Genomic DNA, 19,696 nt, shown 5'->3' on the forward strand with positions numbered 1-19,696 from the left:
TCAGCCGGCCTGTACGGCCGGACCGGTCCGTCCGTCGTCGGCAGGCCGGTAGTGGGCGTAGAACTTCTTCGTCGGCTCCAGGACCTCCCAGGTGCCGGTGAACCCGGCGGGGACGACGATGGTGTCCCCGGGCACGAACGTGCGGGCGTTGCCCTCGTCGTCGGCGATGACCACCCGGCCGTGCAGCATGTGGTAGAACTCGTCCTCCTCGTACACCGCACGGAACTTGCCCGGGGTGCTCTCCCAGATGCCCGAGGTGAAGGCGCCGTCGGGGCTGGTGAAGTGCAGGGTGTTGGTGATGGCCAGCTCGCCGGAGATCCAGCGGTCCGGGCCCTTCCTGACGTTCCGCACGTTCTCCGGCGCGGACTCGCCGAAGACCACGATGTCCTTGATCGTCCTGCTGGTCATGCCGATCCCTTCGATATCCGGGTGTGGATGAGCTCCGCGAGGAGCCGGGCGGAGGCCCCGCGGACCACCGAGTAGTGCGTCCCGGGCAGCGGCCGGACGGCCGCGTCGGACGGGACGAGACCGGCGGGGTGCCGGTGCAGCGGCGTCAGCCCCCGGAAGCCGTCCGGGCGTTCCCCCTCGGCCGGTACCACGAGGAGCGGGCAGAGCCGCGGCAGTGGTCGCGGCCGGTGGCCGAGCAGCAGCCGGTACAGGGCCCGGTACTGGCCGTAGAGGTCGCGCAGGGTCTCCGGCGGCTCGTCCGGGAGGTGCGCGGCGGCGAGATGGGCGAACGGGTCCGGGTGCCCGGCGGGGACGGAGATCCCCGCGGGGGCGCCGCCGTCCCCCTGCCCGAGCCGGTCGGTGAAGAAGCCGACGGCGGCGGCCGACTCGTCGAGACCGACGCCCTCCGGGGCGGCCACGAAGCTGTCCACCAGCGTCAGCGACAGCGGCCGGACGAGGCCCGCGCGGCGGGCGGTCTCCGCCGCGAGGACACCGCCCATCGACCAGCCCACCAGATGCACGGGACGGTCCAGGGCCGCGAGCGCGGTCGCGTACTCGGCGGCCAACTCCTCCAGGCTTTCGGGCAGTTCGTCCGTGGGCGGCGACTGGAGCCCGTACACCGCGTACGAGGCGGGCAGCGCGTCGATCACGGCGCGGTAGCCGAGGAGATGCCCGCCCACCGGATGGACCAGCACCACGGCCGGCCCGTCCCCCGGCCTGATCGGCACGAGCAGCCCGCCCACGCGCTGGTCGAGCAGCGCGCACTGACCGGCGATCGTGCTCGCCTCGAAGAGGCTGGACAGCGGCAGCCGCACCCCGAACTCCTCGCCGATCCGGCGGACCAGGCGCACCGCGGAGACCGAACTGCCGCCGGCGGCGAAGAAGTCGTCGTCGACCGAGCGGACGGCCGTGCCGCAGACCTCCTGCCACAGCCGGGCGAGTGCCGTCTCCCGCTCGGTGCGCGGCGCCCGGCCGGACGGTCCGCCGCGGCCGGCGTCCCGTTCCGTCGCCGCGTGCTCCTCGGCGAGCGCGAGCAGCGCCCGCGCGTCCCGCTTGCCGTTCGCCGTCAACGGCAGCGCGGGGACGGTGTGGAAGGCGCTGGGCACCGCGTACGACGGCAGGTCGGCGCCGAGCCGGGTGCGCAGCGCCACCGGGTCGAGGTCCGTACCGTCGTCCGGGGCGCCTTCGTCGCGCGGTCCGGTCACCAGGAAGGCGATCAGGCGGGCGGCGGCCCCGGTGCCGGTGACGACACAGGCCGCCGCGCGCACGCCGGGCTGCGCCGCCAGCCGCTGCTCCACCTCCAGCAGGTCCACGCGGTAGCCGCGCACCTTGACCTGGCTGTCCACCCGGCCGAGGAACTCCAGCACGCCGTCCGGTCGGTAGCGGGCGTGGTCGCCGGTGCGGTACAGGCGCTCACCGGTGCGGGGGTGGCGGGGGAAGCGGGCCTCGGTGAGCTCGGGCTGCCCGTAGTACTCCGTGGCGAGGCCGTCGCCGGCGATGAACAGCTCACCGGGCACCCAGTGCGGCACGTCCGCGAAGTCCGCGTCGAGGACGTGGTAGCGCTGGTTGGCGAGCGGCAGCCCGTACGGCACGGACTTCCAGGACGGGTCGATCCGGTCCACGACGTGGTAGTTGGACCAGATCGACGCCTCGGTCGCCCCGCCCAGCGCGACCACCTCCGCCTTGGGCGCGGCCCGCCGGACGCGATCGGGCAGGTCCAGCGGGACCCAGTCGCCGCTGAGCAGGACCAGCCGCAGCCCGCCGAGCACGGCGGCGGCCCGCTCCTCCCCGAGGTGGTCGAGCAGCATCTCCAGGAGCGCCGGAACGGTGTTCCAGACCGTGGCCCCGCTCCGCCGCACCCACTCCGCCCACACCTCCGGGTCGGGGCGGGAGCCGCACGGCGGGACCACGACGGTGCCGCCCGCGCACAGGCCGCCGAACAGGTCGAAGGCCGACAGGTCGAAGTGCAGTTCGGAGAGCGACAGCAGCCGGTCCTCCGGACCGACGCCGAACCGCTCGACCATGTCCTGGACGGTGTTGAGCAGACCGCCGTGCGGAATCGCGACGCCCTTGGGGACGCCCGTCGAGCCCGAGGTGAAGATGACGTACGCGAGGTCGTCGGCGGGGGGCACGGGCAGGGGCGCCGTCGGCGCGGGTGGTTCGGGGGCGTCCAGGCCGAGTACGGTGACGGGCCGCTCCAGCGCCGCGAGGAGCCGTGTGCCCTCCGCGTCGGCCAGCACCCGGCCGACACCGTGCCGGCCGAGCAGCGCGTCGACCCGGGCCGGCGGCCAGTCCACGCCGAGCGGTACGTAGGCCCCGCCGGCGGCGATCACCGACAGCGCGGCGAGGTACTGGCCGGTGCTCTTGCGCGCCAGCACGCCGACCAGTTCGCCGGGGGCCGCCCCGGACGCGGTCAGCGCCCCGGCCGTGCGCGCCACGCGGTCCGCCGCCTCGCCGTAGGTGACCTCCCCGTCCGCTCCGTGGAACGCGACCCGGCCGGGGGTACGGGACGCCCCTTCGCGCAGCCCGTCCAGGACACCGCCGCCGGGGAACCGGCGCGCGGTGCCGTTGGCCGACCTGCGGGCCGCGGTCAGGGCGTCCGGCAGCGGCGGCGGGTGCGGGGCCGACCAGGACGCCTCCTCCCCGGCCAGCCGGCGCAGCAGATCGGCGTGGGCCTGCGCGAGCTCGTCGACCAGGCCCTCCGGGAACGCCTCGGCCACATGGTCGAAGGTGCAGACGAGTTCCCCCTCCTCCTCCGAGACCTGGTGGTCGAGGAGGACCTGCGGGGTGTGCATCGACTTGAAGACCAGGTCCCAGCCCGCGGCCCGCAGATGCGGGGGCAGCGCGTCGGCCGCCGTGTCGTCGAGCCCCGACGCGAAGACGTACGGGCTGCCCACCTCGGCACCGGGACGCTGCCGGCGGACCCGGCGGGCCAGCTCGACCCCGGACAGCCAGGCGTGCGGCAGGTCCGCCATCAGCCGGCGCTGGAGGGCCCCGGCCCGCTCGGCGAACGAGCCGCCCGCGCCGTCGCACTCGAGCAGCAGCGTGCTGCCGAAGTTCCCCACGCAGGCACCCGTGGCGGAATCGGCCCCCGACGGGTCCACCGCCAGCATGCCGCGGGTGGCGACGAGCACGGTGAGGGAGAAGGACCGCTGCCCCGACCAGCGGCGCAGCACCTCGGCGTAGGCGGCGCAGAGCACCGTGTTCGCGGAGAGGCCCGCGTCCCGCGCCCGTTCGCCCAGCCGCCGCCAGACGGGCGCGGGCAGCCGGTGCCGGACCCGGGCGAACCGGGACTCGGCCGGGTGGGGCAGGGCCGGCAGCGCCGGCGGGCCGGGCAGCACGGGCACCCGCCGCCGCCAGTGCGCGACCGCGTTGCGGTACGCCTGGCTGTCCCGGTGCCGGTCCAGGGCATCGGCGTACCGCGCGAAGTGGCCGGACGGCACGGGCGGGTCCGCGAACGGCCGGCCCTCGTAGGCGTCGGCCAGGTCCCGGCAGACCAGCCCGATCGAGCGCGCGTCCAGGACGAACAGCCGCAGGCACAGCAGCACGAACGTGGTGTCCCGGGCGGAGTGGACCGCGCAGCCCAGCTGGGGACCGTCGGTCAGGGCGGGCAGCAGCCGGGCCGCGGTCTCCCGCTCCCGGTGGAACGCCGCACGGGCCTGTGCGGCGTCCAGGTGGCGCCAGTCCACCCTCACCGGGCCCCAGGAGTCGTCGAGCGGTACGACCCGCTGGCGGCCGTCCCCGTCGACCGCGCAGCGCAGCATCTCGTGCCGGGTGAGGACAGCGCGCAGTGCCGCGTCCCAGCGTCCGGCGTCGAAGTCCGGGACCTCGAAGCCGTGCGCGACGAACGCCGGGGTGGCCAGCCGCGGGAAGTCGGACTCGCCGACCTGGTAGGCGCTCTGAAGGTCGGTCGGCGGGAACGGACGCGTGGCTGTGTTTTCCCCGTCCGCCCCGTCCGCCGCCTCCGGTGCGGTGACGCGGGGTCCGGGCAGGCCGGGGTGGGCGGCGATCGCCTCCAGGACGGGCCCCTCGGCGGCCGTCAGGCGGCCGAGGAGTTCCTCCGGGGCGTCCGGCGGGGCGTCGACGGACAGTCGGCCACGGCGGGACCGCACCAGGACGCCGTGTTCGGCCAGTTCGCGCAGGAGCGCGAGCGTGTCCCGCTCCTCCGTATCCCCGCGTGCGTGTTCCACCGTGCCGTCCCCTTCCGACCTGTGTCCGTCGTCGCCCCTGTGGTCCCGCCCGTGGCGGGACCGCCGCTCCTGCCCGGTGCGGTTACCGCCCCGTGCCGTCGGCCTCGGCCGCGGCGAGCCGGTGGACGGTGCCGTCCTCCGTGAACAGCTCGCTCAGCTCGAAGTCGAAGCCCTCCGCCTGCGCGAGCGCCACGAGCCGCATGGCCGCCAGCGAGCTCCCGCCGAGCGCCAGGAACGGCGTGTGGACGTCGATCCGCTCGACCTGGAGCACCTGCGCCCAGATCCGGGCCAGCGCGATCTCGTCCTCGGTGCTCGGCGCCGTGGCGACCTCGGCCGTCGCGGCGGTGCCGCGCGCCGGGAACAGCTCCCGCGCGGCCGCGTCCGCGGGCAGCGGGTCGGCCGCCGGTCCGGGCCGCTGGGCGGCGATGTGCTCCGCGAGCTTGCCCACCGGCTCCGTACCGCCGTCGGCGATGGCCTCCAGTACGCCGCGGAACGCCCCGAGGACGCGGTCCACCGACTCCGCGTCGAAGAACGCCAGGTCGTACTTGACCTGGAAGAACAGCTGCTCCTCGGGCATCGCCTCGATGGCGAACGGGTAGTTCGTCCAGCCGACGTAGCGCTCCTGGCGCACCCGCACGCCGCCCCGCCCGGACCAGCCGGTGCCCCGGGGGAAGTTCTCGAAGATCAGCAGCGACTCGAAGAGCGGCTGTCCGCTGGGCAGGTCGGTGCGCTGCTGGATCAGCGGCAGCGGGTAGTGGTCGTGCGAGCGCGCCGCCACCTGGGTGCGCTGGATCTGCTGGAGCCAGCGGCCGATCGGCTGCTCCGGCTCCAGACCCACCCGCATCGGGAGGCTGTTGATGAAGATGCCGACGATGTCCTCGACACCGGCCAGCGCCACCGGACGGTGGGTGATGGTGATGCCGAAGCAGACGTCGTCCTGGCCGCTGCAACCGCCCACGACCACGGCCCAGGCGCCCTGCACCAGGGAGTTGAGGGTGAGCTGGTTGGCCCGTCCGTAGGCGAGGAGGCGCTCGGTCAGCTCCTCGCCCAGGTCCAGGCGCGCCTCGGCGTGCATCTCCTGCGAGCTGGCGGAGAGGCCGAGCTGCGCGGAGCGGCCGATCACGGTCGGCCGGCGGAACCCGGCCAGCCGCTCCAGCCAGTAGTCACGGGCGCCCGCGATGTCCTCCCGTTCCAGGAAGGCCACGTAGTCGCCGAAGGAACGCGTCGGCCGGAGCTCGGGCAGCCGCCCTTCGAGCCCCGAGTGGTAGATCTCCAGCGAGTCGCGCAGCAGGACGAAGAGCGACCACGCGTCGAGGATCAGGTGGTGGTAGCTCATCACCAGCTTGTACGTGGTGGCGCCGAGCCGGACCATGGTCAGCCGGAACAGCGGCGCCCGGTCGTACGCGAATCCGCGGCGCCGGTCCTCGTCCAGGTACCGCTCCAGCAGCTCGGTCTGCTCCTCCTCGCCGCGGCCGGACCAGTCGAGCACCGTCCAACCGAGCTCGGCCGTGCGCTGCACGGCCTGGAGCGGCTCGGACAGGCCCTTGGAGGCGATCCAGACCCGCAGGATCTCGTGCCGGTCGACGACCTGCTGCCACGCCCGGTGGTAGGCGTCGAGGTCCACCTCGCCGTCGATCGCGTACAGGAACTGCTCGAAGTACACACCGGAGTCCGGGTCGAGCAGCGAGTGGAAGAGCATGCCCTTCTGCATCTCGGTCAGCGGGTACACCGTCTCGACGCCGTCGGGGTCGGCCGCCGACGCGCGCACCGCGGCCAGGTCCTCCTCGGCGAGAGTGAAGCCCCCCGGGTCGACGGGGCCGGCCGACGCGGGCAGGGTGCGGCGCTGCTCCTCGACGAAGGCGGCGGTCTCGGCGACGGTGGGGGTCGCGAAGACCTGGGTGGCGCTCAGCGCGATGCCCTCGCGGTTGGCCTTGGCGCTGATCAGGAAGCCCTGGATGGAGTCGCCGCCGAGCGCGAAGAAGTTGTCGTGGATGCCGACGGCCGGCAGCTCCAGGGTCTCCGCCCACAGCGCGCACAGGTAGCTCTCCAGCTCGTTGCGCGCGGCCGTGTACTCCTCGGCCAGCTCCAGGTGGGCGCCCTGGAGTTCGTGCAGGGAGCGGCGGTCCACCTTGCCGTTGTGGGTCAGCGGGATCGCGTCGACGACCGTGAACGCGGCCGGGACCATGTAGTACGGCAGCCGCCCGGCCAGGTGGTCGCGGATGGCGGCGGCGGTCGGCGGCTCGTCCGTACAGGTCAGATGGGCGACCAGGCGCTGGTGTCCGCCCGCGCCGCGCAGACCGGAGGCGACGGCGCCGGTGACGCCGGGGACCTCCAGGAGCCGGGCCTCGACCTCGCCGAGCTCCACCCGGTAGCCGGCGATCTTGACCTGGTCGTCCATCCGGCCGAGGAGTTCGAGGCAGCCGTCCTCCCGCCGCCGGGCCAGGTCGCCGGTGCGGAACACCCGGCCCTCGGCGGTCTCGGCGAACTTCGCGGCGGTGAGCTCGGGCAGCTGGTCGTAGCCCTCGGCGATGCCGACGCCGGCCAGGCACAGCTCGCCCGTCTCACCCGCCGGGACCGGGGCGAGGTCGGCGTCGAGCACCCGGGGGGTCAGCTCGGCCGGGTGGCCGACCGGGACGAAGCCGTCGTACACGGCGCCGGGCAGGCACTCCCAGTAGGTGCTGTAGAGCGCCTCGGTCAGGCCGTAGACGTTGAACAGCCGGGCGGACAGGCCGGTGGCGAAGTACTTCTCCGGGAGCGCGCCCGGCATCACGTCGCTGCTGCAGAAGACGTACTTCAGCGAGGAGTTGGCGGCGAACGCGGGGTTCTCCAGGATGCCGGACAGCAGCGCCGGGACGACCATCAGCGTCGTCACGGACCCGCTGTTGATCAGCTCGACCAGACGGTCGGGGTCCTTGTGGTCGCCGGGCGGGACGATGACCACGGCGCCGCCCGAGAGCACCGGCCAGAACACCTCGCGGACCAGGTTGGTGATGCTCAGGGTGGTGCGCAGCAGCTGGCGGTCGCCGGGTTCGAGGGGGAAGGTGCGCTGGAGCCACCGCTGACCGCTGAGCAGGGCCCGGTGGGTGAGCATCACGCCCTTGGGCGTGCCGGTGGAACCGGACGTGTAGAAGATGAACGCCAGGGCGTCGGCGCCGAGTTCGACCGCTTCGGTGAGCGGCTCGGTGTCGCCGTCGAGCAGGTCCTCGACGGCGAGCAGCCGGACGCCCTCGGGCGCGGGCCCGTCTAGGAGGGCACGCTCGGTGAGGACGATCCGGGCGCCCGAGTACTCCAGGATGGTGGAGCGGCGGTCGGCCGGGTCCTCCGGGTCGACCGGTACGCAGACGCCGCCGGCGCGCAGCACGCCGAACAGGGCGGGGAGCAGCGTGAGGGAGCGCGACAGATGCAGACCGACACGGCTGCCGGGCCGGACGCCCTGGGCGGCCAGCGCCCCGGCGATCCGGTTCGCCTCCGCCTCCACCTGGGCGTAGGTGGCCGACGAGTCGCCGTAGAGGGCGGCGGTGCGGGTGGGAGCCGACGTGGCCTGCGCCGTGAGCAGGTCATGCAGGAACGACATACGTGGACACCATTTTCCGTAGGTCGGTGCGGACGGAACAGCGGAAGGAGCGGGGGAGCGGGGGAGCGGGGGAACGGGTGGAGGGGAGCGGAGGCCGCGGACCGGCGGGTCCGGGCGGGTCAGTCCTGGGCCGCGCGGGACGCGTCGGCCCGGTCGGCGGGCGCGTCGGCGCCGCCGTCGGTCCGTTCGCCCGCGGCCGAGGGCCGGGGCGGGGGCAGCACCACCGCCGCGATCAGCGGCAGGGCGCCGGCGACGAGGAACACCCGGGCGATGCCGGCGGTCGAGGCGAGCGCGCCGCCGATCATCGCGCCGAACGGAATGACACCCCAGGTCAGCCAGCGGTAGGCGGCGTTGACCCGGCCGAACAGGGGAAGCGGGATGGTCGCCTGGCGGTAGGAGACCACGGCCACGTTCCAGACCATGGACACCAGTCCGTAGGCGAACAGCCCGAGGGCGACGACCGGCACGCTGGGCACGGCCAGGGCGAGGAAGCAGACGCCGAGCAGCGGTGCCCCGATCCGCATGACCGGCCCGTCGCCGACCGCCCTCAGGACGCGGCCGGTCACCGGTCCGGCGAGGATGCTGCCGGCCGCGAGACAGGTGAGCAGCAGCCCGTATCCGGTCTCGGAGAGCCCGAGCCGGCCGGGCGTCACGGCCCAGAGCGGCATCATGGTCAGGCACATCGAGTACGACAGGTTGTTGACCGCGGCCGCCGTCGCGAGCCGGGCGAGGTCCCGGCGCCCGCGGAAGTAGCGCAGCCCCTCACCGAGTTCGCCGACCAGCGAGCGGAACGACGAACGCTTGCGGTCCTCGGAGGCGGCCGGGGACGGCCGCGCCGGTTCCTGGTGGCTCGCCGCCTTCAGCACGGCCTCGGGCAGCAGCCCGAGCGACCAGACGGTGACCACGTACAGGGCGACCACGACGCCGAGTCCGCCGCCCGAGCCCAGCGCGATCACATAGCCGCCGAGGGCGGGGCCGACCAGCTGCGCCAGGAACATCTGGGTGGACTGGAGGGAGGCGTTGGCCCGGGGAAGGTGATCCACCGGGACCAGCCGGGGCAGCTGGGACTGGGCGGCGACGTCGACGAAGATCCCCGCGCAGCCGATGAGGAAGGCGGTGACCACCAGCGCCCACAGGGGCAGCCGGTCGGTCGCGGCCAGGGCGCACATCACGGCCACCAGCGGCAGCCGGACCGCCGAGGCCCAGCGCATCACGGAACGCGGCGCGTACCGGTCGGCGACCACCCCGGCGGGGAGCGTCGCGATGAGCCAGGGCAGCCGGACCGCGAGGCCCACCACGCTCACCGCCACCGCGGAGCGGCTGATCCCGAGGGCCAGCAGCGGTACGGCGATCTTGTAGATGCCGTCCGCGAGGTCCGAGGAGACCACGGCGGACTGGAAGATCCGGAACGGCGGGCCGAGCCGCTCCTTCTCCGAGGTATCCCGTCCCCGCCGGAGCGCGCTCAACATCGGTCCACCAGCAGCACGGAGCTCATCAGGGCCCCGTGGTGCGCGTTGAGCACCGGACCGCCACCGGGGACCCCGTGCCGGACCAGTACGCCCGAGGGGGCGCCGCCGAACAGGAACGGGCCCAGGACGAAGGGCACTTCGGCGTGCTCGACCGCGCCGGTCTCCTGGTCCTGGAAGTCCAGCGCGAGCCGGTCGGGCGTCACATGGCGCTGAAGGATGTGGCGTCCCTCCCGCCCCGCGCGCTCCAGCGCGTCCCGCCACTCCTCGTCGGAGACGTCGGGGCCGAGGACCACGCCACCGCCGCCGTATCCGCCGGCGGGCTTGAGGACCAGTTCGGCGCGGCGGGCCAGGGCGTGCCGCAGCAGCTCCTCGCCCTCGGCGCCGGGAGCGGGGAAGAGCGCCGTCCACGGCAGATGACGTTCGATCAGCGCTTGGTCGGCCTCCGGGAGCGACTCCTTGTCCGCCCAGAGCCAGGCCATCGTGGTCTTGTCGCTGAGCAGCCAGGTCGCCTCGGAGGTGTGCATCCGCACCCGCCCGGCGCGCACGGCGCGGATCAGGGCGTCGAGGCCCGCGCTCGGCGGCTGGTCGAAGCTGAGGAAGAGCCGGAACACCGCGTCCACCCGCTGGCCGTCGAGGAGCAGCACATCGTGCCCGTCGGTCTCCAGCCGGTCCATCGGGCAGGCGACGGTCTCCATGCCGTGCCGCCGGCCGCTCTCGCACATCGGGGCGAGCCAGGCGAGAAAGGCGTCGGGATCCTCCAGGCCGGGCGCGGCGCCCTTCCGGAACACGGGAATGGCGACCCGGGAGCCTTCGGCAAGCCCCAATGAGGCGCGTATTTCGGCGAATCGGGAATCCACCGCGGAAGGCGGAGCGGCGATTCGGTCCCCGCCGGGAAGCGAACGATAAAGGTCATGGAAACGGGCGGCGAGGAGATCCGCCTGGAGGGTGCCGCCGAGTGCCCCGTCGATATTGAATTCCACGAACCACGGGACACCGGACCGGTAGACGATGTCGGGGCGGGCCGCGCCCAGCAGGTGCTCGCCGAGGAGTTCCGCGCGGGACAGCAGCGGGGTGGCGGCCTCGTCCACCCCCAGTACGTCCTGGAGTTCGCCGACGGTGGTGGCCCGACGGCGGCAGGCGTCGAGGATCAACCGCATCAGACGTGCGGAAACGCGTCCCAGTTCGTCGTAGTGGGCCCGGTCGACGAAGGCCGGCCGCAGAGGCCGCCACGTCCCCTTGGAACCGCTGATCCCGTCATGGACATCCCGTGCGCCGGTGACCGACCGGGCCAGGACGCCTTCCCTGAAGGACTGGGGGAGTTCGCCCCACACGTCGAGCGAATGGCGCGATGAACCGAGACTGCTTTCCATGCCCCCACGTTTTTCTGATCAAGACACCGAACATGGAGGGTTCGCGTCCCCCCGGCCGCTCGGACGGAACAGTAGCGTCATGTCCACGACGGTGATCTTGGTCGGCGGGACATGTCCCGCACGGGTGGATGCCGGGGCGGAGGAAAGGCGCGGCGCGCGCGGGAGGCTCGCGAATATTTACCGGCCGGGTGTGCTCGATCGAGAAATATCACTACGTGGACACCCGGGGCTCCGTGCTCCATCAACAGGTCCGCGCAGCCCCGGTGCTCGCCGCGGGGGAGTCCGTTAAGGTCGTGCAGTGCGTTTGAGAGTGGAGTTCACGACCGAGCCCTTCGACCTCGACGAGGCGCCCGCGCACGCGGTCGTCGCGCGGGAGGTCGTCGAGGCGGCCGAACTGGACGCGGTGGACGTCGGGCCGTTCGGCAACACCGCCGAGGGCGGCGCCGACGAGGTGCTCGGCGCCGTGGACGCGCTGTTGCGCAGGGCGCTGACGGCCGGCGCCACGCGCATCTCGCTCCAGGTCAATGTGATCGAGGAGGGCGACCGGTGACCGGCACCGGTGACGAGGCCTTCATCGCGGCGGTGAAGCCGCTGGTCGACGCCATGGGCGGCGAGATGGTCCCGCCGGACGAGGCGGGGGCCGACGACGTGGTGCTCTCCTGGGAGGGCGCGGCCGTCGTCGCCGTACGGCTGCCGCAGCTCGCGGACTCCCTCGACCACATCCTCGCGGCGCTGGAGCGCAGGAAGGGCCGCCCCCTCGCGGATCTGGACCGCAGGACCAAGCAGGAGATCGTGCGCGGCCTGGAGGCACGCGGCGCCTTCGCCGTACGCCACGGCGTGGAAACGGTGGCCACCGCCCTCGGCGTCAGCCGCTTCACGGTCTACAACTACCTGAACCGCGAGAAGGGCGCGTGAGCCGACGCACGGCGTGGGCTCGCCTCGGCTCGCGGGGTGAGGGGCCCTGGCCCCGCGCACGGTGAGGGGGGCGGCCCGCGGGAGGGCGTCCGAGCCCGTGGGCGGTGTGAGGGGTGTCTGAGACTGTGGCCCCGGGGACATCTGTGCCCGCGGCCCGCGAGGGGTGCCTCACCTGGCAGACGGCGAGAGGCTCGCCTGAGCCCGCGGGCGGTGGGGGTGCCTGGCCCCGCGCACGGAAAGGGGGCTCTGGGCGCGCGGCCCGCGAAGGGGCGCCTCCCTCGGCGGTCCGCGGGAGGCTCGCGTGAGCCCGTGGCCCGTGAGACGGCCGTTTGCGCCCGCGGCATCCGAGGCGGCGCCGGACCCCGCGGCCCGCGCGAGGCTCGCCCGAGGCTGTGAACGGTGTGAGGGGCGTTTGAGCCCGCAGCCCGTGAGAGGGGCGCCTGGTCCCGCGGCCCGTGCCGCGTCCCTCGTGTCCGCGCAGGTGGACGACGATGCCGCGGCTCTCGGGCTGGATCCGGTCCAGGGACGAGGCGCTCCGGGCGCGCGTCCCGCGACGGGCGCCTGAGCCTGTGGTCCGCGAGGGGGCGTTTGAGCCCGTGTCCGCGACGCGGGGTGTCCGACCCCGCGGATTGCGGGAGGCTCGCCCGAGCCTGCGGGCGGTGAGAGGGGTGCCTGCCCCGCGCAGGGTGAGAACGGCTCTGGGTGCGCGGCCCGTGAGAGGGGGCGTCCGAGCCCGCGGCTCGTGAGAGGGGGCGTCTGAGCCCGCCGCGCGCGAGAGGAGGCGTCCGAGCCCGCGGCTCGTGAGAGGGCGCCCGGACCGCGCGGTCAGGGGTGTTCCCCTTTGTAACGCCGAATTTTCAACAAACTGTTGACGCACTGCCCGTGACGGCGTTCACTGTCGGCACGCCCGTTCAGCACGAAGGCCGCTCGCGGCCCAGGAGGCTCACGTGACGTCGACTTCCACGCCCCCGGGCCTGGTCCGCTTCAACGCCCTGGAGGAGCACGCGGCCCTCGCCGCACTGCACGAGGCATGCGCCTCCACGGCGTGGGCCCGGCGACTGCTCGCCGCCCGCCCGTACGCCACCGCCCACGACCTGTACGCCGCCAGCGACGCCGCCATGGCCGACCTGACCACGGCCGACCTGGAAGAGGCGATGGCCGGGCACCCGCCGATCGGCCGGCCCAAGCCGGGGGACCCGACCTCCGCCCGGGAACAGAGCGGCATGGCCGGCGCCCCGGACGGACTCAAGGCCGAGATGCTCGAACTGAACCTGGCCTACCAGGAGCGGTTCGGTCATGTGTTCCTCATCTGCGCCACCGGCCGGACCGGCGAGCAGATGCGCGACGCCGTCAGGGAACGCCTCGGCAACCCGCCGGAGCGGGAGCGCGAGATCGTCCGCACCGAACTGGGGAAGATCAACCGCATCCGGCTGGCCCGACTCGTCGAAGAGGACTGACGCACCATGAGCACCCACACCACCGCCTCCGTGTCCACGCACATCCTGGACACCAGCGTCGGCCGCCCCGCCGAGGGCGTCGCCGTCGGCCTCGCCGCCCGTTCGGGCCGGGAGGCCGAGTGGCGGGCGCTCGGCGGCTCCGCGACCGACGCGGACGGGCGGTGCAAGGACCTGCCGGCACTGCCGGAGGGAACCACCCACGTACGGCTCGACTTCGCCGTCGAGGCGTACTTCGAGGAATCAGCCAAGAAGAAAGCCGAGGCGCAGCAGGACGCCCCCGCGAATCGGGACAGCGGCGCGGGAGTGTTCTTCCCGGAGGTGGCGATCACGTTCGCCGTCGTACCGGGCGAGCACTACCACGTACCGCTGCTGCTCAACCCGTTCGGCTACTCCGTTTACCGAGGGAGCTAGCTAGATGCCGACCATTCTGGGACAGAACCAGTACGGCAAGGCCGAGAACCGAGTCGTCAGGATCACGCGGGACGGCACCACCCACCACATCAAGGACCTGAACGTCTCCGTCGCCCTCTCCGGCGACATGGACGAGGTCCACTACTCCGGCTCCAACGCCAACGTCCTGCCGACGGACACCACCAAGAACACGGTGTACGCGTTCGCCAAGGAGCACGGCATCGAGTCCGCCGAGCAGTTCGGCATCCACCTCGCCCGCCACTTCGTCACCTCGCAGGAGCCCATCCACCGGGCGCGCATCCGCATCGAGGAGTACGCCTGGGAGCGGATCGAGACCTCCGGCGCCGACGGGGCCAAGCACTCCTTCGTCCGCAAGGGCCAGGAGACCCGGATCGCCCAGATCACCTTCGACGGGGAGCAGTGGGAGGTCGTCTCCGGTCTGAAGGACCTGACGGTGATGAACTCCACCGACTCCGAGTTCTGGGGCTACGTCAAGGACAGGTACACGACACTCAAGGAGGCCTACGACCGGATCCTCGCCACCTCGGTCTCCGGCCGCTGGCGGTTCAACTGGACCGACGACGAGCAGGCGATGCCCGACTGGGAGCGGTCCTACGAGGAGGTCAGGAGGCACATGCTCCAGGCCTTCGCCGAGACCTACTCCCTCTCGCTCCAGCAGACGATGTACCAGATGGGCGCGCGGATCATCGACAACCGCGACGAGATCGACGAGGTCCGCTTCTCCCTCCCGAACAGCCACCACTTCCTGGTGGACCTGGAGCCGTTCGGGCTGAAGAACGACAACGAGGTGTACTTCGCCGCCGACCGTCCCTACGGCCTGATCGAGGCCACCGTCCTGCGGGACGGCTGTGACGCGCGGATCCCGGTGGACCTCACCAACCTCTGACCGCCACACCCTTCGGCACCCGTGGCCGGGGAACACAGGGGAACGCGTGAGAACACGCGGGCCCACGTCACCCGGCCACGGCACTCAAACTCCCAGGGTCCTGCCGTGCCCCCTCCACGTACGCGAAAAGGACGAACCATGGCAGCAGACCGGCGCATCGTCATCGAGAACTGCGCGATCGCGACCGTCGACGCGAAGGACACCGAGTACGCCTGCGGGTACCTCGTCCTCGCCGGCAACCGCATCGAGTCGCTCGGCGCGGGCCCGGCCCCCGAGGGCCTCGAGAACGTCGCCCGCAGGATCGACGCCACCGGTCATCTGGTGACGCCCGGCCTGGTCAACACCCACCACCACTTCTACCAGTGGATCACCCGGGGCCTGGCCACCGACCACAACCTGTTCGACTGGCTCGTCGCCCTCTACCCCACCTGGGCGCGCATCGATGAGCCGATGGTGCACGCGGCGGCGCAGGGCTCGCTCGCGATGATGGCCCGCGGCGGCGTCACCACCGCGATGGACCACCACTACGTCTTCCCGCGCGGCACCGGCGACCTGTCCGGCGCGATCATCCGCGCCGCCAGCGACATGGGCGTCCGCTTCACCCTCGCCCGCGGCTCGATGGACCGCGGCGAGAAGGACGGCGGACTGCCCCCGGACTTCGCCGTCGAGTCCCTCGACGACGCGCTCGCCGCCACCGAGGAGACCGTACGCCGGCACCACGACGCCTCGTTCGGCGCCATGACGCAGGTCGCCGTCGCCCCCTGCTCCCCCTTCTCGGTCTCCACCGAACTGCTGCGGGACGGCGCCGAACTGGCCCGGCGGCTCGGCGTACGCCTGCACACCCACGGCTCGGAGACCGTGGAGGAGGAGAAGTTCTGCCACGAGCTGTTCGGCATGGGCCCGACCGACTACTTCGAGTCCACCGGCTGGCTGGGCGAGGACGTGTGGATGGCCCACTGCGTCCACATGAACGACTCCGACATCGCCGCCTTCGCCCGTACGGGGACGGGTGTCGCCCACTGCCCGTCGTCCAACGCGCGACTGGCGGCGGGCATCGCCCGCGTCCCCGACATGCTCGCGGCCGGCGTCCCGGTCGGCCTCGGCGTGGACGGCACCGCGTCCAACGAGTCCGGCGAACTCCACACCGAACTGCGCAACGCCCTCCTCGTCAACCGTCTCGGCGCCCACCGCGAGGCCGCCCTGAACGCCCGGCAGGCGCTGCGGCTCGGTACGTACGGCGGGGCTCGGGTGCTGGGACGGGCGGCCGAGATCGGCTCCCTGGAGCCCGGCAAGCTCGCCGACCTGGTGCTGTGGCGGATGGACACCCTCGCGCACGCCTCCATCGCCGACCCGGTGACCGCGCTGGTATTCGGCGCGGCGGCCCCGGTCACCGCGTCCTTCGTGAACGGCCGGCAGATCGTCGAGAACGGCCGGCTGCTCACCGCCGACGAGGACACGATCGCCCGCTCCACCCGGGCGGAAGCCCAGCGGCTGGCACGAATCGCCGCACAGAACTGAACCCCATCGATGTCTCCGGCCGGGAGGGACGGCTCCCGGCCGGTGACCGCGGACCCCGCTTCGAGGTCCGCGGCGGCCGTCTCCGGGGCGCGCGTGGACACGCGTGCCCCGGAGACGCCACCACCCGTCCCCCGGTCCCGCACGACCACCCGCACCACCTCCTTGACACCCACGGCCGTCCTTGACGCAGCCGTGTACCCGACCGGAGGAGAGCCGCAGTGGCCGACCACCCAGTTGACGAGAAACTGCCCGCGCTCAAGATGGCGACGACCGGCCTCCAGCATGTGGCCGCCATGTACGCGGGCGTCGTCGCCCCACCCCTGATCGTCGGCGCGGCCATCGGTCTCACCGGCACCGAACTCACCTTCCTCACCGGCGCCTGCCTGTTCACCGCCGGCCTCGCCACCTTCCTCCAGACCCTCGGCATCTGGAAGATCGGCGCCCGCCTGCCCTTCGTCAACGGCGTCACCTTCGCCGGTGTCGCCCCGATGACCGCGATCGTCGCCTCCACCGACGACAAGAACGACGCCCTGCCGATCATCTTCGGCGCGGTGATCGTCGCCGGCCTCCTCGGCTTCCTCGCGGCACCCTTCTTCAGCAAGGCGGTCCGCTTCTTCCCGCCGGTCGTCACCGGCACGGTGATCACCCTCATCGGCATATCCCTGCTGCCGGTCGCCTTCGGCTGGGCCCAGGGAGCGAGCCCGGCGGCCGACGACTACGGCTCGGCGACCAACCTGAGCCTGGCCGGCGCGACCCTCGTGATCGTCCTGCTGCTGCGCCGCTTCACCCGCGGCTTCGTCAAGCAGATCGCGGTGCTGCTCGGCCTGGTCGCCGGGACCCTCCTCGCCGTCCCGTTCGGCGTCACCGACTTCTCCCCGGTGGCGGACGCGGACATCGTCGGCTTCCCGACCCCGTTCCACTTCGGGGCGCCGCAGTTCCAGCTCGCCGCGATCCTCTCGCTGTGCGTGGTGATGGTCGTGTCGATGACCGAGTCCACCGCCGACATGCTGGCGCTGGGCGAGATCGTCGACCGCCCGGCCGACGAGAAGACCATCGCGGCCGGCCTGCGCGCCGACACCCTCGGCTCCGCGATCAGCCCGCTGTTCAACGGCTTCATGTGCAGCGCCTTCGCGCAGAACATCGGCCTGGTCGCGATGACGAGGATCCGCAGCCGGTACGTCGTCGCCACCGGCGGCGGCTTCCTCGTCCTGATGGGCCTGTGCCCGATGGCCGCCTCGCTGATCGCCGTCGTACCGCGCCCGGTGCTCGGCGGCGCGGGCGTGGTCCTCTTCGGCTCGGTCGCGGCCAGCGGCATCCAGACCCTGGTCAAGGCGGGCCTGGACAAGGACAACAACGTCCTGATCGTCGCCGTCTCGCTCGCCGTCGGCATCATCCCGATCAGCGCGCCGGAGTTCTACCACTCGTTCCCGGAGACGGCCCGGATCGTCCTGGACTCCGGCATCTCCACGGGCTGCGTGGTGGCGGTCCTCCTGAACTTCGTCTTCAACCACCTGGGCAACGGCCGCCGAGAAGCCACCGACGTCACCCACCCGATGGAACAGGGCGAGGACATCGTCTCAACCGCCCCCACGGCTGCGGGCAGTCGTGCCGCTGGGGCGATGGGGGTCCCCCCGCTCGAACGAAGTTGAGAGTGGGGGAGGGTGGGCGCAGCGGCACCCGGCGAACGCCGGCCGGAGTAACCCACCCCCGGCGCACGCTACGCCGCCCGGGCCGCCGCCACCTCAGACCGCAACCGCGGAAGCATGTCGTGGTACACGCCCGGGCACAGCGTCTCGCCGTAGTCCTTGTGGCCGTAGAGCTGCGCGGACGGGATGCCGTACCGCACGCACGCGTACGCGCACAGCGTCACCAGCACCTCCCACTGGGCAGCGGGCGGCACCGCCCCCGCGTGGTACGCGCCCTCGCACGCGATGCCCAGCGACTGGTTGTTCTGCCCGGAGGTGTGGGAGCCGAGCACGAAGTTCCGGCCGCCGGTCAGCGCCTGGAGGCTGCCGTGCCGGCCCTCGGTGATCCAGCCGCCCCGGCTGACCAGGAAGTGGTAGCCGGTGTCGACCCAGCCGTTCTTGTCCAGGTGCAGGTCCTGGACCCAGTGGGCGTGGGCGTGCGCCTGGGCGCGGGAGTAGTCGGTGGAGTTGGTGCTCACCGTGTGGTGGATGACGATCCTGCTCGGCCGGTACTGGAGGAGGCTGATGTTTCCCTGCGGGGCACGGGCTCCCCAGGCCGCGGTGGAGTCGATGTCCGGCTCTATGGCGTCGGCGCCGACGTCCCGCGCGTGCGCGGTGCCCGGCAGGGCGGTGGCGGCGGCCAGACCGGCCGCACCGGCGATCAGAAGACGGCGACGGAGGACGTTCTCGGGATGCACGGTCACTCCTCATGGAGGGGAGCGGGTGGGGGGAGAGAAGGACGGCGGAGCGGACGGCGGACGGCCGCCCGCTCCACCGAGCCCGTCACGTGTTGTTGGCGAGCGCCAGGAGCCGGTCGCGGGAGCCGTTGAACTTGTTGCGGTCCACGTTGCCGGCGACACCGCCGACCGATCCGGTGCTGGTGTACTGCCACACCGTCCAGGTGGGGAATCCGCTCGGGATGGTCGGGGACGCCGCGGAGGTCCAGTGCGCCACCCACAGCGGGCTCTTGGTGGACATGCCGGTCCAGTTGCCGGTGCAGGTGTTCCACCAGCTCGCCGTCGTGTAGATGACCACGTCACGACTGGTGCGCGACTTGTACGTGTTGTAGAAGTCGTTGATCCAGCTGCGCATCTGCGTGGTGGACAGGCCGTAGCACATCGCCCCGTACGGGTTGTGCTCGATGTCCAGGACGCCGGGCAGGGTCAGATTGTCGCGCGACCAGCCGCCGCCGTTGTTGACGAAGTAGTTCGCCTGGGTGGCGCCGCTGGAGACGTTGGGACGCGCGAAGTGGTACGCCCCCCGGATCACGCCGGCGCGGTAGGCGGCGGGGTAGTTGGTGTTGAAGCTCGGGTCCTTGTAGGTGGTGCCCTCGGTCGCCTTCATCCAGGCGAACTGGATCCCGGAGCCGCGCACCGAGGTCCAGTTGATGGAGCCCTGCCAGTGAGATACGTCGATCCCCTGGACGCCGTCGGTCGGGGCCATGATGCCCATCGACGGCTCCCCGGCACGTAGGCCCTCGTGGATGCGGGTGCCCACACCCATGTACGCCTCGCCGGGTTCGATGTCGACCCGGTCCCGGTCGGGCTGGGGTGCGGCGGTCGCGCCACCGACGGTGGTGGCGGTCAGCGCGAGGGCGGCGCCGAGGACGCCGAGCGCCGTGACGATCCGTCTGCGAGGTCCGGCTAAGGGGCTGAGGGGAGAGAACATGGGGCTGCCTCCTGACACATGTGGGGATGAGCGAAGGAGGTGACGTCGGCCGCTGCCACCTGGGCAGTTCCGTGCTGATTGAGGT

14 protein-coding genes are annotated in these 19,696 nt (G+C 72.7%); 7 read left to right on the forward strand and 7 right to left on the reverse strand.

All coding sequences use genetic code 11. The features are described from left to right. The 5 genes from ACZ470_RS07895 to ACZ470_RS07915 form a co-directional block, all read right to left on the reverse strand. Nucleotides 1-408, reverse strand: coding sequence for a cupin domain-containing protein (locus ACZ470_RS07895; protein WP_468425430.1), 408 nt, complete (start codon nt 406-408; stop codon nt 1-3). Continuing rightward, nucleotides 405-4,637: a non-ribosomal peptide synthetase gene (locus ACZ470_RS07900; RefSeq protein WP_468425431.1), complete on the reverse strand. Its 4,233-nt coding sequence runs from the start codon at nt 4,635-4,637 to the stop codon at nt 405-407. The genes ACZ470_RS07895 and ACZ470_RS07900 overlap by 4 nt, the downstream gene beginning before the upstream one ends. An 82-nt stretch (nt 4,638-4,719) precedes the next feature. Next, nucleotides 4,720-8,211: an amino acid adenylation domain-containing protein gene (locus ACZ470_RS07905; RefSeq protein WP_468425433.1), complete on the reverse strand. Its 3,492-nt coding sequence runs from the start codon at nt 8,209-8,211 to the stop codon at nt 4,720-4,722. Between the two features lie 119 nt (nt 8,212-8,330). Then, nucleotides 8,331-9,680: an MFS transporter gene (locus ACZ470_RS07910; RefSeq protein ID WP_468425435.1), complete on the reverse strand. Its 1,350-nt coding sequence runs from the start codon at nt 9,678-9,680 to the stop codon at nt 8,331-8,333. After that, nucleotides 9,674-11,050 (reverse strand): hypothetical protein, encoded by a 1,377-nt coding sequence (locus tag ACZ470_RS07915; RefSeq protein ID WP_468425437.1) that lies wholly within the window; start codon nt 11,048-11,050, stop codon nt 9,674-9,676. The genes ACZ470_RS07910 and ACZ470_RS07915 overlap by 7 nt, the downstream gene beginning before the upstream one ends. 298 nt (nt 11,051-11,348) lie before the next feature. Between ACZ470_RS07915 and ACZ470_RS07920 the strand changes: the two genes are divergently transcribed. From ACZ470_RS07920 to ACZ470_RS07950, 7 genes are all read left to right on the forward strand, one after another. Continuing rightward, nucleotides 11,349-11,600 (forward strand): YkoF family thiamine-binding protein, encoded by a 252-nt coding sequence (locus ACZ470_RS07920; RefSeq protein ID WP_468425439.1) that lies wholly within the window; start codon nt 11,349-11,351, stop codon nt 11,598-11,600. Beyond that, the gene (locus ACZ470_RS07925) at nt 11,597-11,965 is read left to right on the forward strand and encodes a helix-turn-helix domain-containing protein (protein WP_468425441.1); all 369 of its coding nucleotides are present in this window, start codon (nt 11,597-11,599) and stop codon (nt 11,963-11,965) included. The genes ACZ470_RS07920 and ACZ470_RS07925 overlap by 4 nt, the downstream gene beginning before the upstream one ends. 947 nt (nt 11,966-12,912) lie before the next feature. After that, on the forward strand, nt 12,913-13,422 hold the full coding sequence (gene uraD / locus ACZ470_RS07930; RefSeq protein WP_468425442.1) for a 2-oxo-4-hydroxy-4-carboxy-5-ureidoimidazoline decarboxylase: 510 nt from the start codon (nt 12,913-12,915) through the stop codon (nt 13,420-13,422). Between the two features lie 6 nt (nt 13,423-13,428). Then, nucleotides 13,429-13,833, forward strand: coding sequence for a hydroxyisourate hydrolase (gene uraH / locus ACZ470_RS07935; protein ID WP_468425444.1), 405 nt, complete (start codon nt 13,429-13,431; stop codon nt 13,831-13,833). 4 nt (nt 13,834-13,837) lie between these two features. Then, complete coding sequence (gene pucL, locus ACZ470_RS07940; protein ID WP_468425446.1) at nt 13,838-14,740, forward strand: factor-independent urate hydroxylase; 903 nt, start codon at nt 13,838-13,840, stop codon at nt 14,738-14,740. Nucleotides 14,741-14,878: 138 nt separating this feature from the next. Continuing rightward, entirely contained in the window at nt 14,879-16,258 is a 1,380-nt protein-coding gene (locus tag ACZ470_RS07945; RefSeq protein WP_468425448.1) for an 8-oxoguanine deaminase, read from the forward strand. Nucleotides 16,259-16,476: 218 nt separating this feature from the next. Beyond that, a complete protein-coding gene (locus tag ACZ470_RS07950) occupies nt 16,477-17,907 on the forward strand; it encodes a nucleobase:cation symporter-2 family protein (RefSeq protein ID WP_468425450.1) in 1,431 nt (476 codons plus the stop codon). Nucleotides 17,908-17,975: 68 nt separating this feature from the next. Here the strand turns inward: ACZ470_RS07950 and ACZ470_RS07955 are convergent, their stop codons facing one another. Together ACZ470_RS07955 and ACZ470_RS07960 are read right to left on the reverse strand one after the other, a co-directional pair. Further along, on the reverse strand, nt 17,976-18,641 hold the full coding sequence (locus tag ACZ470_RS07955) for a peptidoglycan recognition protein family protein (RefSeq protein ID WP_468425452.1): 666 nt from the start codon (nt 18,639-18,641) through the stop codon (nt 17,976-17,978). An 85-nt stretch (nt 18,642-18,726) separates the two neighbouring features. After that, complete coding sequence (locus ACZ470_RS07960; protein WP_468425454.1) at nt 18,727-19,611, reverse strand: lysozyme; 885 nt, start codon at nt 19,609-19,611, stop codon at nt 18,727-18,729. Between the last annotated feature and the right edge of the window lie 85 nt (nt 19,612-19,696).

It is taken from the genome of Streptomyces sp. NPDC031111, from assembly GCF_055570675.1.